At 60.8% G+C, this 22,478-nt stretch carries 22 protein-coding genes; 6 read left to right on the top strand and 16 right to left on the bottom strand.

Features of this window, described 5'->3' with window-relative positions:
• Positions 1 to 49: 49 nt before the first annotated feature.
• The 8 genes from WE862_RS10150 to WE862_RS10115 all read right to left on the bottom strand — a co-directional run bounded on the left by WE862_RS10150 (position 50) and on the right by WE862_RS10115 (position 7,494).
• Positions 50 to 556: a GNAT family N-acetyltransferase gene (locus tag WE862_RS10150; protein WP_042032972.1), complete on the bottom strand. Its 507-nt coding sequence runs from the start codon at positions 554 to 556 to the stop codon at positions 50 to 52.
• Entirely contained in the window at positions 544 to 1,350 is an 807-nt protein-coding gene (locus WE862_RS10145; protein WP_042032971.1) for a M48 family metallopeptidase, read from the bottom strand. Before WE862_RS10145 ends, WE862_RS10150 begins: the two co-directional genes overlap by 13 nt.
• Positions 1,351 to 1,528: 178 nt before the next feature.
• Complete coding sequence (locus WE862_RS10140) at positions 1,529 to 2,503, bottom strand: PstS family phosphate ABC transporter substrate-binding protein (RefSeq protein ID WP_041208175.1); 975 nt, start codon at positions 2,501 to 2,503, stop codon at positions 1,529 to 1,531.
• Between the two features lie 177 nt (positions 2,504 to 2,680).
• Entirely contained in the window at positions 2,681 to 3,976 is a 1,296-nt protein-coding gene (phoR, locus tag WE862_RS10135; RefSeq protein WP_042032970.1) for a phosphate regulon sensor histidine kinase PhoR, read from the bottom strand.
• A gap of 8 nt (positions 3,977 to 3,984) precedes the next feature.
• Positions 3,985 to 4,674, bottom strand: coding sequence for a phosphate regulon transcriptional regulator PhoB (phoB, locus tag WE862_RS10130; RefSeq protein ID WP_033115756.1), 690 nt, complete (start codon positions 4,672 to 4,674; stop codon positions 3,985 to 3,987).
• A gap of 95 nt (positions 4,675 to 4,769) precedes the next feature.
• Positions 4,770 to 5,189: a VOC family protein gene (locus tag WE862_RS10125; RefSeq protein WP_041208172.1), complete on the bottom strand. Its 420-nt coding sequence runs from the start codon at positions 5,187 to 5,189 to the stop codon at positions 4,770 to 4,772.
• 61 nt (positions 5,190 to 5,250) lie between these two features.
• Entirely contained in the window at positions 5,251 to 6,531 is a 1,281-nt protein-coding gene (locus tag WE862_RS10120) for a GGDEF domain-containing protein (protein WP_042032969.1), read from the bottom strand.
• A 135-nt stretch (positions 6,532 to 6,666) separates the two neighbouring features.
• The gene (locus WE862_RS10115; RefSeq protein ID WP_042032967.1) at positions 6,667 to 7,494 is read right to left on the bottom strand and encodes an AraC family transcriptional regulator; all 828 of its coding nucleotides are present in this window, start codon (positions 7,492 to 7,494) and stop codon (positions 6,667 to 6,669) included.
• Positions 7,495 to 7,708: 214 nt separating this feature from the next.
• On the opposite strand from WE862_RS10115, the gene WE862_RS10110 reads away from it, so the two are divergent.
• Positions 7,709 to 8,608, top strand: a complete 900-nt coding sequence (locus WE862_RS10110; protein WP_042032966.1) for a DMT family transporter — start codon at positions 7,709 to 7,711, stop codon at positions 8,606 to 8,608.
• Between the two features lie 81 nt (positions 8,609 to 8,689).
• Here the strand turns inward: WE862_RS10110 and WE862_RS10105 are convergent, their stop codons facing one another.
• From WE862_RS10105 to WE862_RS10085, 5 genes are all read right to left on the bottom strand, one after another.
• Positions 8,690 to 9,382 carry a response regulator gene (locus WE862_RS10105; protein WP_041208165.1) on the bottom strand — a complete coding sequence of 231 codons (693 nt, stop codon included), beginning with the start codon at positions 9,380 to 9,382 and terminating at the stop codon, positions 8,690 to 8,692.
• 3 nt (positions 9,383 to 9,385) lie between these two features.
• The gene (locus WE862_RS10100) at positions 9,386 to 10,951 is read right to left on the bottom strand and encodes an ATP-binding protein (protein WP_042032965.1); all 1,566 of its coding nucleotides are present in this window, start codon (positions 10,949 to 10,951) and stop codon (positions 9,386 to 9,388) included.
• Positions 10,952 to 10,968: 17 nt separating this feature from the next.
• Positions 10,969 to 12,519: an NAD-dependent malic enzyme gene (locus WE862_RS10095; RefSeq protein WP_042032963.1), complete on the bottom strand. Its 1,551-nt coding sequence runs from the start codon at positions 12,517 to 12,519 to the stop codon at positions 10,969 to 10,971.
• A 23-nt stretch (positions 12,520 to 12,542) separates the two neighbouring features.
• The gene (locus tag WE862_RS10090) at positions 12,543 to 13,859 is read right to left on the bottom strand and encodes a 2-hydroxycarboxylate transporter family protein (RefSeq protein WP_042032962.1); all 1,317 of its coding nucleotides are present in this window, start codon (positions 13,857 to 13,859) and stop codon (positions 12,543 to 12,545) included.
• Positions 13,860 to 14,359: 500 nt separating this feature from the next.
• Positions 14,360 to 14,542: a hypothetical protein gene (locus WE862_RS10085; protein WP_225628274.1), complete on the bottom strand. Its 183-nt coding sequence runs from the start codon at positions 14,540 to 14,542 to the stop codon at positions 14,360 to 14,362.
• A 307-nt stretch (positions 14,543 to 14,849) separates the two neighbouring features.
• Between WE862_RS10085 and slyA the strand changes: the two genes are divergently transcribed.
• The 5 genes from slyA to WE862_RS10060 all read left to right on the top strand — a co-directional run bounded on the left by slyA (position 14,850) and on the right by WE862_RS10060 (position 18,822).
• Positions 14,850 to 15,356, top strand: coding sequence for a transcriptional regulator SlyA (gene slyA, locus WE862_RS10080; RefSeq protein ID WP_042032961.1), 507 nt, complete (start codon positions 14,850 to 14,852; stop codon positions 15,354 to 15,356).
• A gap of 1 nt (position 15,357) precedes the next feature.
• Positions 15,358 to 16,413 carry an HlyD family secretion protein gene (locus WE862_RS10075; RefSeq protein WP_042032958.1) on the top strand — a complete coding sequence of 352 codons (1,056 nt, stop codon included), beginning with the start codon at positions 15,358 to 15,360 and terminating at the stop codon, positions 16,411 to 16,413.
• Entirely contained in the window at positions 16,403 to 17,470 is a 1,068-nt protein-coding gene (locus WE862_RS10070) for a DUF2955 domain-containing protein (protein ID WP_042032951.1), read from the top strand. The genes WE862_RS10075 and WE862_RS10070 overlap by 11 nt, the downstream gene beginning before the upstream one ends.
• A 99-nt stretch (positions 17,471 to 17,569) precedes the next feature.
• A complete protein-coding gene (locus tag WE862_RS10065) occupies positions 17,570 to 18,328 on the top strand; it encodes a substrate-binding periplasmic protein (protein ID WP_042032949.1) in 759 nt (252 codons plus the stop codon).
• Between the two features lie 137 nt (positions 18,329 to 18,465).
• Entirely contained in the window at positions 18,466 to 18,822 is a 357-nt protein-coding gene (locus WE862_RS10060; protein WP_042032947.1) for an MliC family protein, read from the top strand.
• A gap of 49 nt (positions 18,823 to 18,871) precedes the next feature.
• On the opposite strand, the gene WE862_RS10055 is transcribed toward WE862_RS10060, so the two are convergent.
• The 3 genes from WE862_RS10055 to nrdD form a co-directional block, all read right to left on the bottom strand.
• Positions 18,872 to 19,264, bottom strand: a complete 393-nt coding sequence (locus WE862_RS10055) for an energy transducer TonB (RefSeq protein ID WP_042032946.1) — start codon at positions 19,262 to 19,264, stop codon at positions 18,872 to 18,874.
• A gap of 190 nt (positions 19,265 to 19,454) precedes the next feature.
• On the bottom strand, positions 19,455 to 19,964 hold the full coding sequence (nrdG, locus tag WE862_RS10050; protein ID WP_042033115.1) for an anaerobic ribonucleoside-triphosphate reductase-activating protein: 510 nt from the start codon (positions 19,962 to 19,964) through the stop codon (positions 19,455 to 19,457).
• A gap of 130 nt (positions 19,965 to 20,094) precedes the next feature.
• The gene (gene nrdD / locus WE862_RS10045; protein ID WP_042032944.1) at positions 20,095 to 22,212 is read right to left on the bottom strand and encodes an anaerobic ribonucleoside-triphosphate reductase; all 2,118 of its coding nucleotides are present in this window, start codon (positions 22,210 to 22,212) and stop codon (positions 20,095 to 20,097) included.
• Positions 22,213 to 22,478 lie beyond the last annotated feature (266 nt).

The following is a 22,478-nucleotide window of genomic DNA, read 5'->3' as shown; positions in this document are numbered from 1 at the left end:
TAATTCGCTAAAAAAATAAAGTGACCGGGGGCGAAAAACGGGAGAGAGATCAGAGCAAACGGGACATTTCCCGCTGCAGACAGGGGTGGCCAAGGCTCATCAGGGTGCGCTCCTGACCATCAAACATGAAGCCGCGGCGCAGGTAGAAGCCCTGGCCGATGTGATTGCCATCGAGCAACCACAACTTGACGCAACTGCAACCGGCGCGGCGCATCTGCATCGCCACTGCCTGCCACAACCGCTTGCCATAGCCCTGCCGCCAGTGATCGGGGTGAAGATAGAAGGCGCGGATCCAGGCGATGGTCTCATCACCCTCCTGCACCGGTTGCCAGTAGAGCAACCCGATAACGACATCGTCGAGGCAGAGCAGCATGGGCCTTGGCCCAGTGTCAGCCAGCCGCTGCTGCCAGATCTGCAGATGGGAGGTCACCGCCAGCTGCTCCAGCAGATCCGGGCCCAGCACCTGACCATAGGCAGCGAGCCAGCTGGCTCGCTGCATCACCGTCATGGCGGCAGCATCCTCGGGCCGCGCCATGCGCAGGCTTATGCCTTGCATTGGGGCACCAGACCCGACGCGCGAGCCTGTTGATAGAGCGGCTCAACTTCAGCCTGCTGCGCCTGCAACTCGGCAATCCGACTCTCGTTGCTCGGGTGGGTGGAGAGCAGCTGGGGCGGATTGTTGCCACCGGAGGCTGCGCTCATGTTTTGCCACAGCGGAATAGCCTCAGCCGGGTTGAAACCGGCACGCGCCATCAGCTCCAGCCCCAGCCGGTCCGCTTCGCTCTCCTGGGTGCGGCCATAGGGGAGCATCACCCCCACCTGCATGCCAAGGCCAAGCGCCGCCATGGTGGCGCCGCGGTACTCGCTGCTGCCGAGGGCAACATCGGCGGCCGCCATACCAATACCGGCCAGCTGGCTGCGGGAGAGGCGCTCGTTGGAGTGCTGGGCCAGCACGTGGGTCAGCTCGTGACCGATAACGGTTGCCAGCTGATCCTGATTCTTGGCCACCTTGAGCAGGCCGCTGTAGACCCCGATCTTGCCGCCGGGCAGCGCAAAGGCGTTGACCTGCTTGGAGTCAAACACCACAACTTCCCAGTTGGTGATGCCGTAGCTGGCGGGCACCTGGGCTGCGACCGCCTTGGCGACGCAGGAGACATAGGCGTTCATTTTGGCATCCGTGCTCACCTTCTCCTGCTGCTTCATCTGGGCAAACGAGTCGGCACCCAGCTGGTTCATCTGCTGGGGAGAGTAGAGCAGCATCTGGCTGCGGCCGGTTGGCGACTGGGCACAAGCGACCAGCAGGGAACTGCAGAGGGCTACCAGGCCAAACTTGGAGAGAGACGCAATCATGAAGGGGTCCTTTGCCATAACGTTGCCCTATTCTCGGAAATGCCGCCCTGCTCTGCAAGGGAGCTGGCGCCATGCCGATGCAAAAAGATCCCGCGCCAACTATTAACAACATTGACAGTCACCAAAAACAAAACGAGCCCCGCAGGGCTCGTTTTTACACTCTCTGGATATCGAACTGTCAGTTGATGCCCAGCTTCTTCAGGTCAGCCTGTACCACCTTGGCCGGTACCGGTACGTAACCATCTTTGGCAACGATATTCTGGCCCGCCTTGGAGAGCATCATCTTGACAAACTCTTGCTCCATCGGGGAGAGCGGCTTGTTCGGGTGCTTGTTCACGTAAACGTACAGGAAGCGGGAGAGCGGATACTTGCCGGTGATGGCGTTGTCAGCGTTCGCTTCGATAAAGGTCTTGCCATCCTTGGAGAGTGGAACTGCACGCACGCCGGAGGTGACGTAGCCGATGCCGGAGTAACCGATGCCGTTCAGGGAGGCGGAGACGGACTGCACCACAGAGGCAGAACCCGGCTGCTCGTTCACACCGCTCTTGAAGTCGCCGTTACACAGGGCGTGCTCCTTGAAGTAACCGTAAGTACCGGATACGGAGTTGCGACCAAACAGTTGCAGATCCTTGCCGGACCAGTTACCGGTCAGCCCCAGATCAGACCACTTGGTGGCCGCCTTGGCTTCACCGCACTTGAGGGTGCTGGAGAAGATGGCGTCGATCTGCGGCATGGTCAGCCCCTTGATGGGGTTGTCCTTGTTGACGAACACGGCCAGGGCATCGACTGCGACGCGGATGGCAGTCGGCTTGTAGCCGTAGCGCTTCTCGAATGCTTCCTCTTCACCGGCCTTCATGGCGCGGCTCATCGGGCCAAACTGGGCAACACCCTCGGTCAGGGCGGTCGGCGCGGTAGAGGAGCCGGCAGCCTGGATCTGCACGTTGACGTTGGGATACATGCGCTTAAATTCTTCAGCCCACAGGGTCATCATGTTGGCCAGGGTATCCGAGCCGACAGAGGACAGGTTGCCCGAGATGCCGCTGGTCGGGGTGTATTCCGGCAGGTTTTTATCGACACCATAGGCCAGGGTGCTGGCAGAAAAGAGGGTTGCTGCGGTGAATCCGATTACACCAGCCAGTTTGTTGAGTTTCATCCAATCTCTCCAAAGTTACAGAAGGTCCGTTCTTAAAACGGCGCCAGTATCTGACCTGGCAGTGACAAATTTATGGATTTAATGTGACACTTTAATGACATGGCGGCGCTTTTGTCCAAATGGCAAAGGACTGCCAACGCAGCCCTTCCCCTATATCTAACACCTTGTCATATAAGACTATTTTATCACCACCATCCGGCCGGGGATGAGAAAGCTGAAGCGGCTGCCAAAGCCGACCCGACTCTCGATATCGAGCTGGCAGTCGTGATGGCTCAAGGCATGCTTGACGATGGCAAGGCCGAGGCCGGAGCCACCGGTGTGGCGCGAGCGCGCCTTGTCCACCCGATAAAAACGCTCGGTGAGCCGTGCCAGATGCTCGGGCGGGATCCCCTCCCCCTCATCCTGCACTGCAAACAGCGCCATCGCCCCCTGCTTGCGCCACTCCACCGTCACCTTGCGCCCCGGCGGCGTGTAGTGAATGGCGTTGTAGACCAGATTGGAGACGGCACTGCGCAGCTGCTCCTGATCCCCGCGCACCAAAAGGTTGGGCTGCACCAGGAACTCGATCTGATGGGCCCGCTCGCCCGAGAGCGCCCGCGCCTCCTGCTCCAGCAGCCCCAGCATGGCTGGCATGTCCACCAGATGGGAGAGATCGACGCTCGGAGCCGCCTCGATGCGTGACAGGGTGAGCAGCTGATTGACCAGATTGTCCATCCGGATGGTCTGCTCCATCATCACCCGGTGCGCCTTGGCCCACATGGCGGGCGGCGGCGGCTCCTCGGTCATCTCCAGATAGCCCTTGAGCACGGTGAGTGGCGTGCGCAGCTCGTGGGAGACGTTGGAGACAAAGTGTTTGCGGGTCTTCTCCAGACTGCGCAAGCGGGTGACATCGCGCACCACCAGCATCGCCTGATCGGAGGCGTAGGGCATGATGCGAAACTCGAGAAACTTCTCCTCGTTGACCGGGGAGTGCATCTCCAATGGCTCGTCAAAAGCCTGTTTCGCCAGATAGGCGGTAAAAGCCGGATTGCGGATCAGGTTGCCGATATGCTGGCCGGCATCTTCCGGCCAGCGAAAACCGAGCAGCTGCTCGGCCAACCGGTTGCACCAGAGGATGCTGCCATCATCGCGCAATACTACGGCCGCGTCAGGCAATGCCTCGGCCCCTTCCCGAAAGCGGCGGATCAGGCCCGCCAGCTCGCGGCGTCGGGCGCGGTGGCGCTGCTGCAACTTGTAAATGCCGTTGAAGATGTGCTCCCAACTGCCTTTGCCGTTGGGAGGAACCAGGCTGCGATCGTGCCACAGCCAGTCCGACAACCGCTTCTGGAAGCGGTAGTGCCAGCCAAGATGGAGCAACGCAGCGACCAGCAGAGTGAGCGAGAGGTGATCAATCAGCCAGCCAACCAATGCGAAGGGCGCGTAAAAAAATGCCATTCGCCACAACTGTCGCCGCCAGGCGTAGGGTTGCAACATAACAGCCTCTAGAGACGGGTTGAGAAGCGGTATCCGGCTCCACGCACCGTCTGAATCAATCTATCGTGCCCTGTCTCTTCGATCGCCTTGCGCAGGCGGCGAATATGGACATCCACGGTTCTGTCCTCGACGTACACATTGGTACCCCAGACATTGTTGAGCAACTGCTCGCGGCTGTAGACCCGCTCCGGGTGGGTCATGAAGAAGTGGAGCAGCTTGAATTCGGTTGGCCCCATGTCGAGGGCCCTCTCTTCGGCGCTGACCCGGTGCGAAACAGGATCCAGCTTGAGCCCCTGTACCTCGATCACCTCATCCACCGAGGTGGGAGAGACGCGGCGCATCACCGCATGGAGGCGGGCAGTCAGCTCCTTGGGAGAGAACGGCTTGGTGATGTAGTCATCGGCCCCCGCTTCGAGGCCGCGGACCTTGTCCTCCTCCTCGCCGCGGGCGGTCAGCATCACCACCGGGATCTGGCGGGTCACTTCATCCTGCTTGAGCTGCTTGATGAACTGGATGCCGCTGCCACCGGGCATCATCCAGTCGAGCACGATGAGTTCCGGGTAGGGTTCGCGCACCTTCGCCAGTCCATCGGCAAAATCTTCCGCTTCAATCGTCTCATATCCCTTCTGTTCCAGCACGAAACAGAGCATTTCGCGGATCGGTGCTTCGTCCTCGACCACCAGAATTCGCTTAGCCATTCCCTTCTCTCTCCTCTGTGAAGATGGGTGCGCCAATTATTAGAATTTTCTGTGACACTTTTATGACTTTGTGACAGACGGGATGATAAACGTTTTCAAATGCCACTGGCAGATATCCGTTGCAGCAGATCCCAGCGGTTGCCACTGATATCTTCAAATACCACTACGGTGCCGTAAGGCTCGTCACGGGGCTGTTCACAAAAATGGACACCATACTGCTGCATCCGCCGGTAATCCCGCCAGAAGTCGTCGGTCTCGAGAAACAGAAATACCCGCCCGCCGCCCTGCTTGCCGATGGCGGCACGCTGCTCTTCACTGGCGGCACGGGCCAGCAGCAGCGCGGAGCCTTGGCTGCCAGCCGGAGCGACCCGTACCCAGCGCTTGCCCGGTTTGCCCGGCTCGTCGAGCCGGGTATCTTCCAGCAGCGCAAACCCCAGTCCCTCGGTGAAAAAGGCGATGGCCTCGTCGTAATCGGCCACCAGCAGGGTCAAGGCCCCGATGGTTTGTCCTGTCATAGGGTTTTCCCGTTTTATAAGAAGTTGTCGAATGGCGGTCTACACGGCGTGCTGCCCACCCTCACTGCGCTTCCACCCGATTGCGGCCACGCTTCTTGGCCTGATAGAGCGCCTCATCGGCCCGCTTGAGCACCCGCTCCGGGCTATCTCCCGCTCGTTCGGCCACCCCGAACGAGGCGGTCACCTGCAGGGAGGCGGGCCAGTGAGGATACTCTTCCAGCCGGGAACGCAGCCGCTCGGCCAATGCACAGGCCCGCAGCAGGTCGTAATGGAGGCAGAGCAGCACGAACTCCTCGCCCCCCCAGCGCACCAGATGGCAGAGCGCATCGCTGTTTAGCTGGATCTCGCTGACCAGATGCTTGAGCACTTCGTCCCCCACCGGATGACCGTGGGTGTCGTTGATCTGCTTGAAGTGATCCACGTCGACATAGATGAAGGCAAACGGCAGATCGCCGATATCGGCCAGCAGCCGCTCCCCGCCCAGACGGTTGAGGGCACCGGTGAGCGGATCGTAACAGGCCAGCTCGCGGGAGCGACGGCTCTCTTCGCTCAGACTGCGGTTGAGCGCCTCCACCTCCTCTTTAGCGCGATTGGCGTGGCGCAGCCGCTGCTTCATATGCAGGTGGTTGACCATAAAGGTGGCGCAGCCATAGAGAAACCAGACCAGCAGGATCAGGCGGTAGAAGAGGGTCGCATCCAACCAGTCACCATGAAACTGCAGCTCTTCGATCACCACGCCGTGCTCGCCCACCGACATGTCGGACCCCGCCGCAATCTCGATGGCGTAGACCCGGCTCAAATCTGGCCCCTGCAACTGCAAGGGCACCTTGTAGCGCTTGATCCACCAGGTGGCCGGGGTAAACACGTCGAGCGGCACCTCGTGGCTTCTGCCGTAGTCGGCGGGGCGGAAGATGATCTCGTTGAACTTGGACGACATGGGATCGCCGGGGATATTGAATGCCCGGTTGTAGTTGCGCAGATAGAAGCGCCAATCCTGCTGGCCATTGCCAGTCACGCTCAGACGCACATGGAGGGTCTTGAAACGCCCGAGGTTGAGCCCTTGCTCGGGGGCCGAAAGCGTCAGGATCAAACCGCAGCCGGGATAGGTACTGTGCTCGCCGGAACGGATACAGCTCACGCCGGGCTCCCCTTCCAGCGAGGGGGCATAGCGGGCTGATGCTTCGCTCGCACCGGGAGCCCGCGTCACCTCGACGGTGTGGGGCCAGCTTTTGATATCCAGCACACGCTCGGGGCCGAACTCGAACAGCAGAATGGAACAACCGGTCAATGCCAGCAGATACCAGAAAACGGACTCGGCAAAACGGGAACCGGAAGCGAGCATGCTTACCCCATGGCATCAGGATGGATACACAAACCTCAGGATCAAGCCGGGCAACATAATAGCCCGGGCCTCATCGTGGAATCTCGAAACAAGCCACTATGATACCCTCGATACCGACAATAAACATGTAGCTTATCAAGATGTTCGCGACTCTTTGCCCGGCACTCCCGCCAGCGAACTGCCTCGTGATTGCTGGCGATAGCGCTGGGGCGAGCAGCCCAGTTCCCGGTTGAACATGGCAATGAACGCGGAGGTGGAGCCATAACCGAGCCGCCAGCTGATCTCCTGAATGGGCAGTTCCCCCTTGAGCCAGGCCAGCGCCTTGATAAGCCGCAGCCGCGCCCGCCACTGGCCGAAGTTCATCCCGAGCTCGCGCAGACAGCGCCGGGCCAGAGTGCGCTCTGTGGTGTGCAGCTGCTGCGCCCACTGGGCCAGGGTGCGAGGATCGGCCGGATCGTTGTGCAGCACCGCCAGCATGGGGGCCAGCAGTTTGTCCTGACTCATCGGCAGGTAGCTCTCCTGACAGCGGGTACGGGTCAGCTTGGCCACCAGCAGCTCGGCCTGACGCTGATCCCACTCATCCACCATATGGCCCACCTTGCGCTCGCAAAAATCGGCGAGCAGGGCGCGGATGAGCGGCGTCATCAGCAGCAGGCGCGGCTCGGCCGGCAAGCGGGCGGCCAGCTCGTGACTGACATAGATGGAGGTGTAGTCGAGGGCCTGCTCGTTATAAGCCGCGTGCTCCAGATCCGCCGGCACCCAGATCAGGTAGTCGGCGGGCACCTGCAAACGCTGGTTGGCCAGCCCCATCTCCATCACCCCCAGACTGATCATGCTGAGTTGCCCCCAGGGGTGGGAGTGCATCGCCATGACGTTCTCCGCCTGCAACTGCTGGTAGCGAAAGTAGAGGGGATTGGGCGCTGGCAGCTCGCTGTCTGCCGGGTGGTAGTGCCGGTTTGTCATGGTCTCTTCGCTCTCCTCTCGATGTTCGCCTCTATACCCGCCTGATGTCCCATCTCGGCCCGTATCAGGCCGGCGCCATACCCTAACCGGTGGCATTAGCCTTGCAACAGATAACGGGGAGTTGTCTTTTCTGCGGGATAGTTTGTCAGTTTTACGTTACTTGACAACATACAGACAAGGTTAAACTTGTCGCATCTACTCCAAGGAGCCTTTGATGCGACTCTTCTCCCCCCTCCTGTTTCCGCTGATGGCGGTACTGATCTGGGCCACCAATACCGTGGTCTCCAAAGCGGCGGCCAGCGTGCTCGACCCCGCGGCCATCTCCTTCTATCGCTGGGTGATCGCCGCCCTGGCGCTGACCCCCTTCTGCCTGCCCACCCTCTGGCGGCGACGCAGCGAGGTTCGCCCCTGGCTCGGCAAGCTGCTGGTGCTGGCGGCGCTCGGTATGGTGCTCTACCAGTGTCTGGCCTACTACGCCGCTCACAGCACCTCCGCCACCAACATGGGGGTGATCGGCTCTCTCATTCCGCTGCTCACCCTGCTGCAAGGGGTACTCTTCTTCGGCCAGCGTCCCGGCAAACAGGCGCTGCTCGGCATGAGCCTCTCCCTGTTCGGGGTGTTCTGGCTGCTGGGCAAGGGCGAGCCGCTGGCTCTGCTGCACAACGGCATCAACCCGGGGGATGGCATGATGCTGCTCGGCTCCGCCAGCTATGCCCTCTACGGCCTGCTGATCCGCCGCTGGCAGCCCCCCTTCGGCCCCTGGCTCAACCTCTACATGCAGATCCTGCTGGCTGTACTGCTGCTGGTACCGCTCGCTCTCAGTGCCGACTCGATGGCGGTGCCGGCCGAAGGGTGGGGACTGGTGCTCTTTGCCGGGCTCGCCTCCTCCCTGCTGGCGGCCTACTGCTGGATGCGCGGCCTCGCCTGCATGGGCGCCGAGCGCACATCGGTCTTTATGAACCTGATGCCGCTCTGTACGGCGCTTATCGCCGTCGTCGGTCTGGGCGAGCCGATCCACGGCTATCACCTGCTGGGGGGTGGCCTCATTCTGGGGGGCGTGATGATCTCCCAGCTGAAAAAGCGTGTCCCACTGCCGGAGCGCAATGCGGTCTGACGGGCAACATGCCAAAAACAACAAGGGAGCCGCGGGCTCCCTTGTTCATTTCTATCGTGTTCTGGCGACCGTGAACCGGCTTTACCCCGCCCGGCGCCAGCGGTAGCGCCGCTCCGGTCGTCCGCGCTGGCCGTAGTTGAGATCCACATCCACCCGATCTTCCGACTCCAGATACTCCAGATAACGGCGTGCCGTGGTGCGACTCAGCGACAACCGCTGCGCCACCGTATCGGTCGAGAAGACGCTCTCGGGCTCGGCGGCAAGCAGATCGAGCACCTGACGCAGGGTAATGCTGTCGATCCCCTTGGGAGTAGTACGTACCTCCTTGGGTTGGGCACGTCCCTTGCCGAGCAGACGATCGAGATCCTCCTGCTCCAGCCGTCCCGGCTCGGAGAGCTTCTGATGCAGTTGCAGGATTTCGTCGAGACTCTGCTGAATGCGAAACAGCCGCAGCGGCTTGATGATGTAGTCATGCACCCCGAGATTGAGCGCCTGCTGGATGGTCTCCACATCGCGCGAGGCGGTCACCATGATCACATAAGCCTCGCGGTTGTGGCTGCGCAGGCGGCTCACCCACTCAAGGCCGGAACCGTCAGGCAGGGAGATATCCACCAGCAGCAGCTGCGGCACCACGCCGGCCATCATGGCATCGGCCTGGGCCAGCGTACCGGCCCGCCCCAGCAGGGAGAAACCGGAGGTGGAGGCCACCAGCTCGGACAAGATGGCACCAATCCGATCGTCATCTTCAATAACAAGGGTGAGTATTGGATCCATGGCTCACATTAATTTGTTTTTATTCAGGTAGATGCCAAACAGGGTGGTCTGCTCGACAGTTCGGCGCCATTCTATCACACCCTCGTAGCGCCCCACGGTTTCCTTGACCAGAAAGAGTCCTACGCCATGATCGCCGCTCTGGCGGCTCACCCCGTAATCGAACAGGTGATCGGCCAGATCCTCGTCCACCCCCTCGCCACTATCCTCCACCTCGATCACCAAGCGGCGCCCCACATCGCAGAGCGAAAGCAGTACCCGCGGCGGACACTGCTGACGATTGCGCCAGGCCGCCTGCAAACCGTTATCCAGCAGGTTGCCGATGAGGGTGATGAGATCGGCCGAGACGGCGGCCGGATACTCGCCGAGCGCCGAATCGGGATCGAGCTCAAGCGTGACCCCCAGTTCGCGCGCCCGGCTGAACTTGCCGAGGATAAGGCCGGCCACCGGCTTGTTGTCGATAAGTTCCAGCAGCTCCTGCAGCAGGGTCTGGCACGCCTCGTTCTCCTGCTGGATAAGCTCCACCGCCTGATCCACATGGCCCAGTTGCAACAGGCCGGAGAGACTGCTCAGCTTATTGGCAAACTCGTGGCTCTGCATCCGCAGCATCTCGGCGTACTGGCGCAAGTGGGTGACCTGCACCCCCAGACTGGTTGCCACTTCGGGACGACTGAAGATCAGGAGGCGCCCGGGCTCCTTGCCATGCACCACCTGCCAGCGACCGACGAACGATTCGCCCTGAATGGAGAAGGCAACCTCGCCCTCCTGCTCCAGTACGGGCGCGAGCGGTGGCACCAGCTCGGCCAGCGCCTGCCCCTGCAGGGCGTGACGACCGGTGGCAGGCAGCCGCAGCTGATAGATGGCTGTGCTGTTGATCATGGCGATGTGGCCGCGGCCATCCAATGCAATCACCCCTTCGGCGATCTGCTCGAGCACCAGATCCTGCAGGGTGAAGCGGCGGACGATCGCCTCCGGCTCCAGATCGAGCAGGGTCTTGCGCAGCAGATATTGCACCCAGAGCGCCAGCAGCAGGCCGCAACCAAAGACGGCGCCGATGGCGCTGATGAGCAGGGCAATCCGCTCCATGTAGATGCCCTCCACCTGCTGCATCAGGTAGCCCACCACCACGGCCCCCATGGCGCGCCCGTCAGCCCCCATCACCGGAGAGAAGCAGCGGATCGCCGGCCCCATGGTTCCCATGTCGCGCGAGCAGTAGCTGCGCCGCTCGTGGATCGCGGGCCAGAGATCCTCACCGCGAAACAGCCCCCCCACCAGAGCGGAGTTGGGGTGACTGAGGCGACGGCCATGCTCGTCGGTCACCACCATATAAGCGGCATCTGTACGGCGGCACACCTCCTCCATGTAATCGCGCAGCGCAGGCTCGCTCCCCTGATGCAGCGCCGCCACCACCCGGCTGTCAGCCGCCATGATGCGGGCCAGATCGCCCCCCTTCTCCTCCAGATTGCTCTCCAGCAGGTGGCGGATAAAGAGCGCGAGCAGGCTGCCCAGAATGATGATGAGCAGCAGGGAGAGCCCAAGGGAGAGGGTAACCAGCTGGTGGCGAAGTTTCATGCACGGACCTTGCAACGTCAGGAAGCCACCCAATAGTGCGGATGCCACCAGGTCTGGTCAATCAAAGGTGCCGGATCACCGGCAAAATCGGCCAAACCCTCCTCACGGGCGCAGAGCGCCACCGCTCTGGCGACGGCGCGAGCCACCTCCCCCACCTGTTCGATGGGAGGCAGCAGGCGACCCGCCAACAGCGGATAGGCACCGACCGCCCGCACCGCGGCCAGCAACATGCCATCACTGATACGGCGCGCCTTGACGGCGCAGGCCCCGAGACCAATCCCCGGGAAGACATAGACGTTGTTGCACTGGGAGACCACCCGCCGCTCACCGGCCACCGTCACCGGCGCAAACGGGCTACCGGTGGCCAGCAGGGCGCGGCCATCTGTGGCGGCCCACACCTGCTCGGGCGTCGCCTCGGCGCTGCGGGTCGGATTGGAGAGCGGCAGGATCACCGGCTGATCGCACACCTCCCCCATCGCCTGCAACACCTCGCGGGTAAAGAGGCCACCCTGACCACTCACCCCGATCAGCACCGCCGGTCGCACCTGGCGGATGGTCTCCAGCAGCGAGCTGTTGGCCTCCTCCACGGCGCGGGCAAAGGGCTGCTGGGCGCGGGTCAAGTTGGGACGATCGCAGCAAACCACCCCATCCTGATCAAACAGCCAGACGCCGTCGTGACTCCCCGCCAGCTGGGCCAGCATGGCGGCAATGCCGCAACCGGCCGAGCCCGCCCCGACGATCAGCACCGGGGCATCGCACAGGGCCGTGCCCGCCTGTTGCAACCCGGCCAGCACGCAGGCGGAGGCCACTGCCGCCGTCCCCTGAATGTCGTCGTTGAACATGCAGAGCTCGTCGCGATAGCGGGCCAGCAGGTTGGCGGCGTGCTTGCCGGCGAAATCCTCAAACTGCAGCACCACCTGCGGCCAGCGCTTGCGAATGGCGGCTACCACCTTGTCCATGAAGTGGTAGTAGCTCTCGCCGTCGATGCGCGGGGATTGCCAGCCGAGGTAGGAGTCATCCTCCAGCAGCTCGGGATTGTTGGTGCCCACATCGACGCAGAGCGGCAGAGTACGTGCCGGGTTGATGCCACCCGCGGCGGAGTAGAGCGCCAGCTTGCCGATGCAGATCCCCATGCCGCCGATACCGAGATCGCCGAGCCCAAGCACCCGCTCGCCGTCGGAGATGACGATCACATCCACCTCCTGCTCCACCGACTCGAGGATGTCGTCAAGATCGTCCCTGTCGTGCCAGGAGAGGTAGAGCCCGTGGCTGCGCAGATAGAGATCGCTGTGGCGCTGGCACGCCTCCCCCACCACCGGGGTGTAGATGATCGGCAGCAGCTCCGGCAGGTGGTGGCGCACCAGATCGTAGAAGAGCACCGGGTTGTCCTCCTGCAGCTGGCGCAGCAGCAGATGCTGGTCAAACGGACTCTGCATGGCGCTGACCAATCGGTAGATCCGGCGCCGCTGCTGGGAGAGAGACTCCTCCTTGTGCGGCATGCGGCCACGTACACCCTGACGCTTGCGTTCTGCATAGGGCAGGCTGGTGCCCATCATGATGTCGTTCATCTTGTTTGTTCCTCAATCCGATATCAGGCAAGCAGGGAGATAAGAGCGGTCGCCAAAATCAGCATCACGGCACCGCCGAGACGTGAGGAGATCTGGGCAAAGGGCATCAGCTTCATTCGCTGGGCCGCCGAGAGCACGGCCACATCGCCGGTGCCCCCCATGTTGGCCATGCAGAGCCCGCCGGTGATGGCCGCCTCGATGGGATAGAAGCCGATCAGCTTGCCGACCAACGCCGCACCGAGGGCGCCGCCAATCACGGTGACCATGACCAGTACGAAGTAGCTGATGGAAAAGGCGCTGATGAGCTCGGGAATACTGGTATAGGCGACGCCGATCCCCACCAGCAGGGAGGGGGTGAGGTTGCTCACCACAAACTGATACCAGTCGGCTGCCGCCTGCTCATAGCGGCGCGGCAGCAGGCCACTCACCTTGATAAAGGCGACTGCCAAAATCATCAGGGCGAAGGGGTGCATGGGGATAAAGTTGCCAAGCAGGGAGCCCAGCACAAACATGCTGGAGCTGATGAAAAGGCCCATGCCCAGACTCTGCAGGGTCGGCGCTTCGGCCTGCTCGTCAGCAATGCTCTGACTATTCTCTTTGACCATCAGCTTGCCGTTGCCGGTCAGAGAAGGGTAACGGCGACCAAGGCGCGCCAGCAGGGAGCCCACCAGAATGGCCAGGGTATTGGCGATCACGACCGCCGGTACCATGCGTGACAAGAGATCCGCACTGGACATCTGCATCGGGCCGGAGAGGATCTCCACCAGAGGCACCGCGCCAGCGCCCATGCCACCGCCCATGATGGGCAGGCCGATCAGCAGCACCGCATTCTTGAAGCCATATCCCATCAGGAAGCCGACCAGCCCCACGCTCAGCAGCGCCAGTGCGACGCCACCAAGAATGACCGGCAGGTAGCGCATGGCGGCATTTTTCAGCAAAGCGCCGCTCATGCCAAACACCGAACCGGTCACCAGACTGGCGATGAAGAAGTTGAGAAAGCCCCCCTCCTTCATGAAGTTGGTGATGACCTGTCCCGCCTGCACCGGCAGCAACTGATATTCAAACAGGGCGGCACCGCCGAAGATGGCAAGGATGGTGCCGCCACCCAGATATTCGCGGATCGGCATGATCCGCTCGCCCAGCTCGGTCAGCAGGGTGCCCAGCACAAACATCAGCGCCAGCGCACCGACCATGCCGAGCGGCAGCGAGCCGTTCCAGCCGGAAAAGAGAACGCAGGTCGCCAGCCCGAGAAATATAAAGAGCGGCATACCGGCAATTTGGTGGCCACCCATAAAAGCGGCCTTTTCTTGTGTGGTTGGTAGGGTAGAGAGGTTTTTCATTGTTATGGACTCTGCGTGTGATTGTGGCCGCTACTTTATTGATCCCCCTCGCCCCTGTCGGTTAGCCAGACTGCAAAGCCATATAAAAACATTAAAAACTTAAACGTCACGCCTCGAACAAATGTCATACATCCGGTATGGCAAGCGGGCGTTATATGAAGCTCAAGCGAACAAACCGGACAATTATTTTCCAGCCAATCCCGACTTGTGGAGCGGGATAAGCAGAGGAGTCGGTGAAAATAGCAGAACCGGATGACAAACCCTGCGGGCAAATAATCTACGCTGGCAGCGAAACATATGGTCGGGGTCGGTGCCTGTCGACCAGCCGCGCCGCAGCCATCCGTGGCTATGGCAGCAGAGACACAGCAAGAGCAAGGCATCGCAAAAAACTGGCGGCTTGGCCAACGTCAGGAAAGGGGAATATCGATATAGAGCGATGAGCCAAGCCAGTGCATACATCGGCACCGGCTTGAACTCACAAGGACTACACGTGGTCAGATCTATTCCATCAGCAGCAATGGAATATTGGCAGGGTCAAAATCATGGCAGATATCGGCATGCTTGCTGGCGCCCTTATTGGGCCCCTCCCGACTCACACCATAATGGGACTCTGCACCATATTCTCCATCACTCAGCAGAGCTTCTATTGCCAGATATACACATCCACTGTCATAGCCATCCACAACCCGTCTCTCCCTGTTTTATAACCTCATCAATATTAGCGGATAAAAAATAAGCTGCGCGAGCGATACAGATATTTTCTGAAAATAGCCTCGAAATTATTACGGCATTTCGTCACATATTTCCGCTCTTCCCCTTTTTCCCCGGAGCAGGTCACGCCACAGTCAACAAGTTCCAATCAAGCCCCACCCGTTCACGATTTGCTGCTATCTGCTGATAAAGAGATCTGCATCACACTATTTACTTAGCCTGCTAAACAAATGATAATAGTTAGCAGGCTAACAAATTTATGTGAGTGAGGAACAAGGGATGACGGATCTGGAGAGGTTGCGCGAACTGTCGCTCGCCGAGCAAATAGCACGCATGCACCGGTTGTGGCGTACCGCCGCTGATCTGGAGCTGGCCCCCCTTGGCCTGACCCACCCGCGCTGGACGGCGCTCTGGAAGCTCTCCCGCATGGGCAACCATGTCAGCCAGAAGACCCTGGCCGATGCCCTCGAAATCGAGCTTCCCTCCCTGATGCGCACCCTCGGCCAGCTGGAAGAGCAGGGGCTGATCGAACGCCACTGCTGCAGTCAGGACAAACGGGCCCGCATCGTCTCGGTCACCCCCTCCGGCCAGACCCTGCTCGACCAGATAGCCAACCGCATCATGAATATTCGCAGAGAGCTGCTGGCCGGTATCGACGAAGAGACCCTGAGTCTGTTTGAGGCGACGGTGCAGCGTATCTCGGCCAATGCCCTGAGCAAGATTGAAACACACAACGAGAACGGTGGGCAGAGCACCCCGCCCGATGCACAACCCACAGAGGAATAAGATGACCCCGGATCAACAATTCAGCCGCTGGATCAAATGGTCCATGGCCGGCTTTACCGCCCTCTTTGCCTACTTTCTGATGGCAGACCTGCTGATGCCCCTCACCCCGCAGGCCATGGCCACCCGGGTTGTCACCAAGCTGGCCCCGCAAGTTAGCGGCAAGGTGGTCGAAGTAGCGGTACACAACAACCAGCAGGTCAAAAAAGGCGACCTGCTCTTCAGGCTGGACCCGGTTCCCTTCGAGCTGGCGGTCGAACAGGCCCGTCTTGCCCTGGCGCAAGCAGAGCAGCAGAACAGCGAGCTGGATGCGGCCCTCAGTGCCGCCAATGCCGAGCTCTATGCCAAGGAGACGCTGGCCAGCCAGAAGTGGCGTGAAGCTGAGCGGATTAATGCTCTGTTCCAGAGTCGCATGGTCTCGCTGCAGCAAAAAGATGAGGCGGATAGCGCCCTGCGCAGTGCCCAGGCCAGTCTGCGTGCCAGCAAGGCGAAGCTGACTCAGCTTGAGGCCAGCCGTGGCTTGACCGGGGATGACAACCTGCTGCTGCGCCAGGCCCGCAACAAACTGGCTCAGGCCGAGCTGGCACTGGCTTACAGCCAGGTGCATGCGGATCAGGATGGCACCATCACCAACCTGCAACTCAAGCCGGGCAGCATCGCCAGTGCAGGCAATCCGCTGCTGGCGCTGGTGTCGGAACAAGTGGATGTCATTGCCGATTTTCGTGAAAAGAGCCTGCGCCACGTTGGTGACCAGACCAGGGCGCTGGTCGCCTTCGATGGTGAACCGGGCCAGCTCTATCCCGCCCGCGTCAGCAGTCTTGATGCGGGTGTGAGCGCCGGTCAGTTTGATGCCAACGGCCGGCTGGCCGCTCCGGTCGAATCGGATCGCTGGGTACGGGATGCCCAGCGGATGCGCCTGCATCTGGAGCTGGATGATCTCCCGTCCCACCTCCCCGCCGGTGCCCGGGCCACGGTACAACTGCTGCCGGACAACCCGCTGACCGCCATGCTGGCTCGTGCCCAGATCCATCTGCTCAGCCTGCTGCACTATGTCTACTAATCAAGCTGCGTCACCCAGTCCAGCCACAACCCATCTGTGGCATCGGCCCCTGACCGGCAACGAGTTGCGCCAGTGCCTGCGTATCGCCTTTGGCTGCACCACCGGCTTTCTGCTCTGCAAGCTGTGTGGCTGGAATTACGGGGTCTTCTACACAGTGACCCCCGTGCTGCTGCTTGGCATGGTGCCGGTGATGAATGGTCATGCCGCGCGCCAGCTGATCGCTGCGGCAGCCATCTGCGGAGTGGAGGTGGGTCTGTTGGGGGGGCTGTTCGGCAGCCACCCCGGGCTGATGACCCCCATCGCCTTTCTGCTGTTTCTCTACCGCTTTGCCGCCATGTCGCGGGGCAGCCTGTTCCTGTTTGGTGCCAACGGTGTGCTGAGCCTCAGTATCATGCTCCACTTTGCCAGCTATCCGCAGACCGACCTCAACGACCTCATCTTCAATAACCTCTGGGCCAGCGTGCTGTCGGTGCTTATCGCCTACCTGATGACGGCCCTGATACCGGATGTGGAGGCGCGCCCCAAACCAGCCCCAACCCCCAAGGCTCCGCACCGGATGCGCCATGAGGCTCTGCTGGGAGCAACGGTCGCCACCCTCTCGTTTCTGGTGTTTCAGGTGTTTGATCTGCGTGACTCCATGTCGGCGCAAGCCACCACCCTGCTGGTGCTCTTTCCCATGCACTGGAACGGGGCGCTGAACTACGCCCGCAAACGGGCCATGGGCACCTTGCTCGGGGTCACCTTCGGTCTGCTTGGCCAGCTGCTGCTCTATGACTGGTCGGGTCAACTGCTGCTGGTGGCTCCGCTGCTCTGGCTCGGCGCCATGCTATTCAGCCATGCCCATGTGAAGGAGGCGAGCGGTTCCGGCGTCGGTTTTGGCGCCCTGACCACCCTCGGCATCCTGTTCGGTCAATATCTGACGCCGGGAAACGATCTGGTATTCAGTGCACTCTACCGGGTCAGCAGCATCCTCTTTGCCATCGTGGCCACCCTGCTGATCTGCTATCTGGTGCACCAGCTACTCAACCGCTTTGAGGCAACCCGCTTCGGCTGCTGACGGTTGGCGTACTCGAACGCCACTAACCACCTTGACCGGGCGGAGCAAGGAGGCTAGCTATGCTTGTAGAGCTGCAATGCATGGGTGAGGAGCCGCGCTATGGTCGCAGGGTGGGGAAAATGGTTGGCAGGGGTGCTCTGGCTGGCGGCAAGCCAGACCGGCGCAGCACCATTGCTGATTGGCGCCGAAGATGACTGGGCCCCCTACAGCGTGCTGAACAGGGAGACGGGTCAACCGCAAGGGCTGGCACCCGAGCTGGTTCGGGCGGTATTCGCCGCCGAAGGTATCGAGGTCGCCTTTCGAACCCTCCCCTTTGCCCGCTGCATGCACGATGCCAAGAGCGACCAGCTGGCAGGCTGCTTCGATGCCACCATCACGGATGAGAATCGCGACCAGTACTTTTGGCACAAGACTCCCATGTTCAGCGAGGATCTCGCCATCTTTGCCCTTGCCAGCGAGCCACGCCGGGACCTCGACCTCGCCTCTCTCAAGGGCAAACGGGTCGGCATCACCCTTGGTTACACCTACCCCACCAACTTTATGGCAGATCCGCAGATCGCCCGTTTTCAGGCCAAATCCGACGCCCAGATCCTCGATATGCTGGCACGGGGCCGAGTCGACTACATCCTGATGAACGGTATGCCGGGCTATCTCAAGATCCGGGAGAAAGCGCTGACGGGGCAGGTGGTCAAGGTCGGTAAGCTCTCTACCGATGGCTTCTGGGTCGCCTTCTCTCGCCAACACCCTCAAGGGGAAGAGATGGCCAGACGGTTCGAGAAGGGGCTGCAGAAGACCAAAATGAACGGCACCTACGATGCGCTAATGCAGCAGTTTGAAACCCGGCTCGGGGCACGCTGAAAGGCGCTCCGGCCACATTCTGCCCCAGTCAGACATCAATCGACGCAACCCTCGCACAAAGTGATTACAGCAGAGCGTTGAGCTGTTAGGCTCACGCCCGTATGACACCACCGTATAACATCAGGGGAGCTGTAACCATGAACAAGGTCCATATGATGAGCGCGGGGGCACTGGCTCTCTCGCTGCTTGCCGGCTGCAATCAGGGCAATACCCTCACAGTTACCGGCGGTAACCCCGTCAGCTATCAGTGCGAGCAGGGCAAGAAGGTGCAGGTGCGCTACTTCTCCCTCTCCGACGAGAGCCTCAGCTTTATCAAGTTGTCTCTACCGGACGGCAAGGATTACACCCTGCCGCAGGCCATCTCGGCCTCTGGCGCCCGCTATACGGATGAACGTGAAGCCGTCTGGTGGAACAAAGGGGATGAAGGGTTTGTCGAGATGCGCGGTCAGGACGATGATTGGCAGATCGTCTACAACAACTGCAAACAGCAGTAATAGAAGAGACCCCGGCCAGACCGGGGTCTCTCTTTTGGTTGTTCGGGGATCAGTTGAGCTCTATTTCAAAGCGGTTGGTCACCACCACGGGAATGGCATCCGGATTGCTGTCCGCCGGACTGTAGCGCAGCCGCGAGAGGGTTGCCAAAGCGCTCTGCTCCAGCTCTCCGGGCGGCTCGGCGGCGACGATCTCTGGTTTTATCGGATTGCCATCGGCATCGATCTGGTAGCGTACATCCACATATCCCCTGACCGGTTTGGCAGGCACAACAACAGGCACGTCATCACCAAAGAATGAAAGGCGGTTTTCCTGGATCCAGTAACTGGAGAGCTGCTCGAGGGGAATCGCGATCGGTGTACGGTTAGCGGCGACCTCCTGCCGGGAACTGCATCCTGCCAGCAGCAACACGGCACACCCCAACCACAATGCTTTCCATCCCATGCCAAGCTCCTTTTCGTCTCTTATGCTGGTTGTTTCTTGTTCTGCTCTTGGTCAGCAGACTGGCCGTCCACTGGTCAGTGACCCATCCTAGCGAAAAAGACCCGAGCTGGACATAAACAAAGGGCCAATCTGTGAAGATTGGCCCTGAAAACATCAAGTTGGCGAAAGTTAACCCGGCAGAATGCCGGACTCAGGAGGCAAACAGACAGGGGATGCGCTCCCCGCCCTCACGCCAGGCGTTGAGATCGTGGATCTGCTGGTTGCTGCTGCCACGCCAGAGCAAACCGGGATCCGCCAGCACCTTCTCGAACTTGCCATCCACCAGCACATCAAGCAGAGCCACCAGCTCCCGTTGAGGTACGGTGAGCTCGCCCAGCAGGTAACCGGTCCAGCACCAGATATCCTTGCCGGGACACTCGGCACGCACCCGTTTCACCAGCGCCAGCACATGAGGAACGTTGGCCGGGTGGAGCGGATCGCCGCCGGAGAGCGAGAGCCCGCGCCGTTTGATGCGGCTGTCGTTGAGATCCGCAATGACGCGATCGCTCATCGCCTGATCGAACGGCTTGCCGCCGTCAAGGCGCCAGGTGCTCTGGTTGTAGCAGCCGGGGCACTGATGTTCACAGCCCGAGACAAACAGGGTGGCACGGGTGCCGGGGCCGTTGATCACATCGACCGGATAGTATTGGTGGTAGTGCATCATCTCTCTCTATTACGGCCCCCTCATCCCCGCCCCTTCTCCCGCGAGGGGAGAAGGGAGCAAAACAGCGCAAACAGTACATCGGCCGGTGCCCTCTCCCCTTGGGAGAGGGCTAGGGTGAGGGCTCGGCTTACATATGTTTGACGCGGCGCTTCACCTCTTCCTGCTTGCCCGCATTGAAAGGGCGCGCATCCGGGCTGCCGAGGTAGCCGCAGACACGGCGGGTCACCGACACCTTGGCGGGATCGTGGTTGCCGCAGCGCGGGCAGGTAAAGCCCTTGGAGGTGCACTCGAACTCGCCGGTAAAGCCGCAGTCGTAGCACTCGTCGATGGGGGTGTTGGTACCGTAGTAGGGCACCTTGTCATAGCTGTAATCCCAGACGTTTTCGAGCGCTTCCAGATTGTGCTGGATATTGGGGTACTCGCCGTAGCAGATGAAACCGCCGCTGGCGATGGGCGGATAGGGCGCCTCGAAGTCCAGCTTGTCGTACGGGTTGACCTGCTTCTCCACATCGAGGTGGAAACTGTTGGTGTAGTAGCCCTTGTCGGTCACACCCGGCACCACGCCAAACTCTTTGGCATCGATGCGGCAGAAGCGGGAGCAGAGGTTCTCGCTCGGGGTGGAGTAAAGGCTGAAGCCGTAGCCGGTCTCCTCCTTCCACTCATCGGTCGCGGCCTTGAGGCGCTCGATGATGGCGATGGCCTTCTGCTGCAACTCGGCGCTGTCGAACAGGTGCACCGAGTCACCGAACAGAGCATTGATGGTCTCGTGTACCCCGATATAGCCAAGAGAGATGGAGGCGCGACCGTTCTTGAAGATCTCGCTGACGTTGTCGTCGGCCTTGAGGCGTACACCGCAAGCCCCTTCCATATAGAGGATGGGGGCGACCCGAGCCTTGACCCCGTCGAGACGTTCGATGCGATACATCAGCGCCTTCTTGGCGACCCGCAGGGCGGCGTCCAGCTTGTCCCAGAAATCCGCTTCATCGCGGGATTTCAGGGCAATGCGCGGCAGGTTGAGGCTCACCACGCCGAGGTTGTTGCGACCTTCGTGGATCAGCTCGCCATTCTCCTCGTAGGCACCGAGAAAGGAGCGGCAGCCCATGGGGGTCTTGAAGGAGCCGGTCACCTTCACCACCTGGTCGTAGTTGAGGATATCCGGGTACATCCGCTTGGAGGCACACTCCAGCGCCAGCCGCTTGATGTCGTAGTTGGGATCGCCCTGCTTGTGGTTGAGACCATCCCTGATGGCGAACACCAGTTTCGGGAACACGGCGGTCTTCTTGTTCTTGCCAAGGCCGGCGATACGGTTGCTGAGGATGGCACGCTGGATCATCCGCGACTGCCAGCTGTCCCCCAGGCCAAAGCCGAAGGTAACGAACGGGGTCTGGCCGTTGGCGGTGTGCAGGGTGTTGACTTCGTACTCCAGCGACTGGAAGGCGTCGTAGCACTCCTTCTCGGTGCGGGCCATGGCGTAGGCTTCCACATCGGCAATGCCCCACTCTTCGGCCACTTCACGGTGCTTCTGCCAGCTGATGGTCACATAGGGGGCCAGCACTTCATCGATGCGGTTGATGGTGGTGCCGCCATAGATGTGGCTCGCCACTTGGGCAATGATCTGGGCTGTGACCGCGGTGGCGGTGCTGATCGATTTCGGGGTATCGATCTCCGCATTGCCCATCTTGAAGCCGTGAGTCAGCATCCCCTGCAGATCGATCAACATGCAGTTGAACATCGGGAAGAAGGGGGAGTAGTCGAGATCGTGGAAGTGCAGATCGCCGCTCTCGTGGGCCTGAACCACATCACGGGGCAGCATGTGGCTGGTGGCATAGTGCTTGGCGACGATACCGGCCAGCAGGTCGCGCTGGGTCGGGATCACCTTGGAATCTTTGTTGGCGTTCTCGTTGAGCAGGGCCGCGTTGGTCTGCTCTACCAGACCGCGGATCTCCTGCGCCAGACGACCGCGCGCCTCGCGGGCCTGATCCCGATCGTGACGATATTCGATATAGGCGCGGGCAATGACCTTGTCATCGGAGGCCATCAGGTGGTTTTCAACCAGACGCTGGATCTCGTGGATATCAACCTCACCACGCCCCTCCAGCTCCTGACTCACCGCGCTTGAGATACGCTGTGCCAGTGCCGGATTGGCCTGATTGACCGCTTCCGCAGCACGACTGACCGCCTCGCTAATCAACTGGGCATTGAATGGTGCGCGACAGCCGTCACGTTTGATCACAACCGGTTTCATGAATTTTCCCCGTTAAAAGGCCAGGCAATCTGCTCTGGGCTTACCCTTGTTGGTTCCCCTCCAACGTCTCGTCCTGAACGCAAACAAATTCAGCCGAGGCTTGACAAGCCTGGGCTGAAGAGAGGAAGGGAACAGCTTATACACAGCTTAATAACACAACATATAGGTATTAAAAATGAATGCAGCCCTATATGTGGTGTCTATTAGGCACCAAAGCAGTTAGCCATTTATTGATCCAAAACAGGTTTTACAGCGAGTGGGACAGT

This window comes from Aeromonas jandaei, from assembly GCF_037890695.1.
GTDB classification, from domain to species: Bacteria; Pseudomonadota; Gammaproteobacteria; order Enterobacterales; family Aeromonadaceae; genus Aeromonas; species Aeromonas jandaei.
The sequence above is the reverse complement of the archived record's forward strand: the minus strand, read 5'-3'. Positions and strand labels throughout refer to the sequence as shown.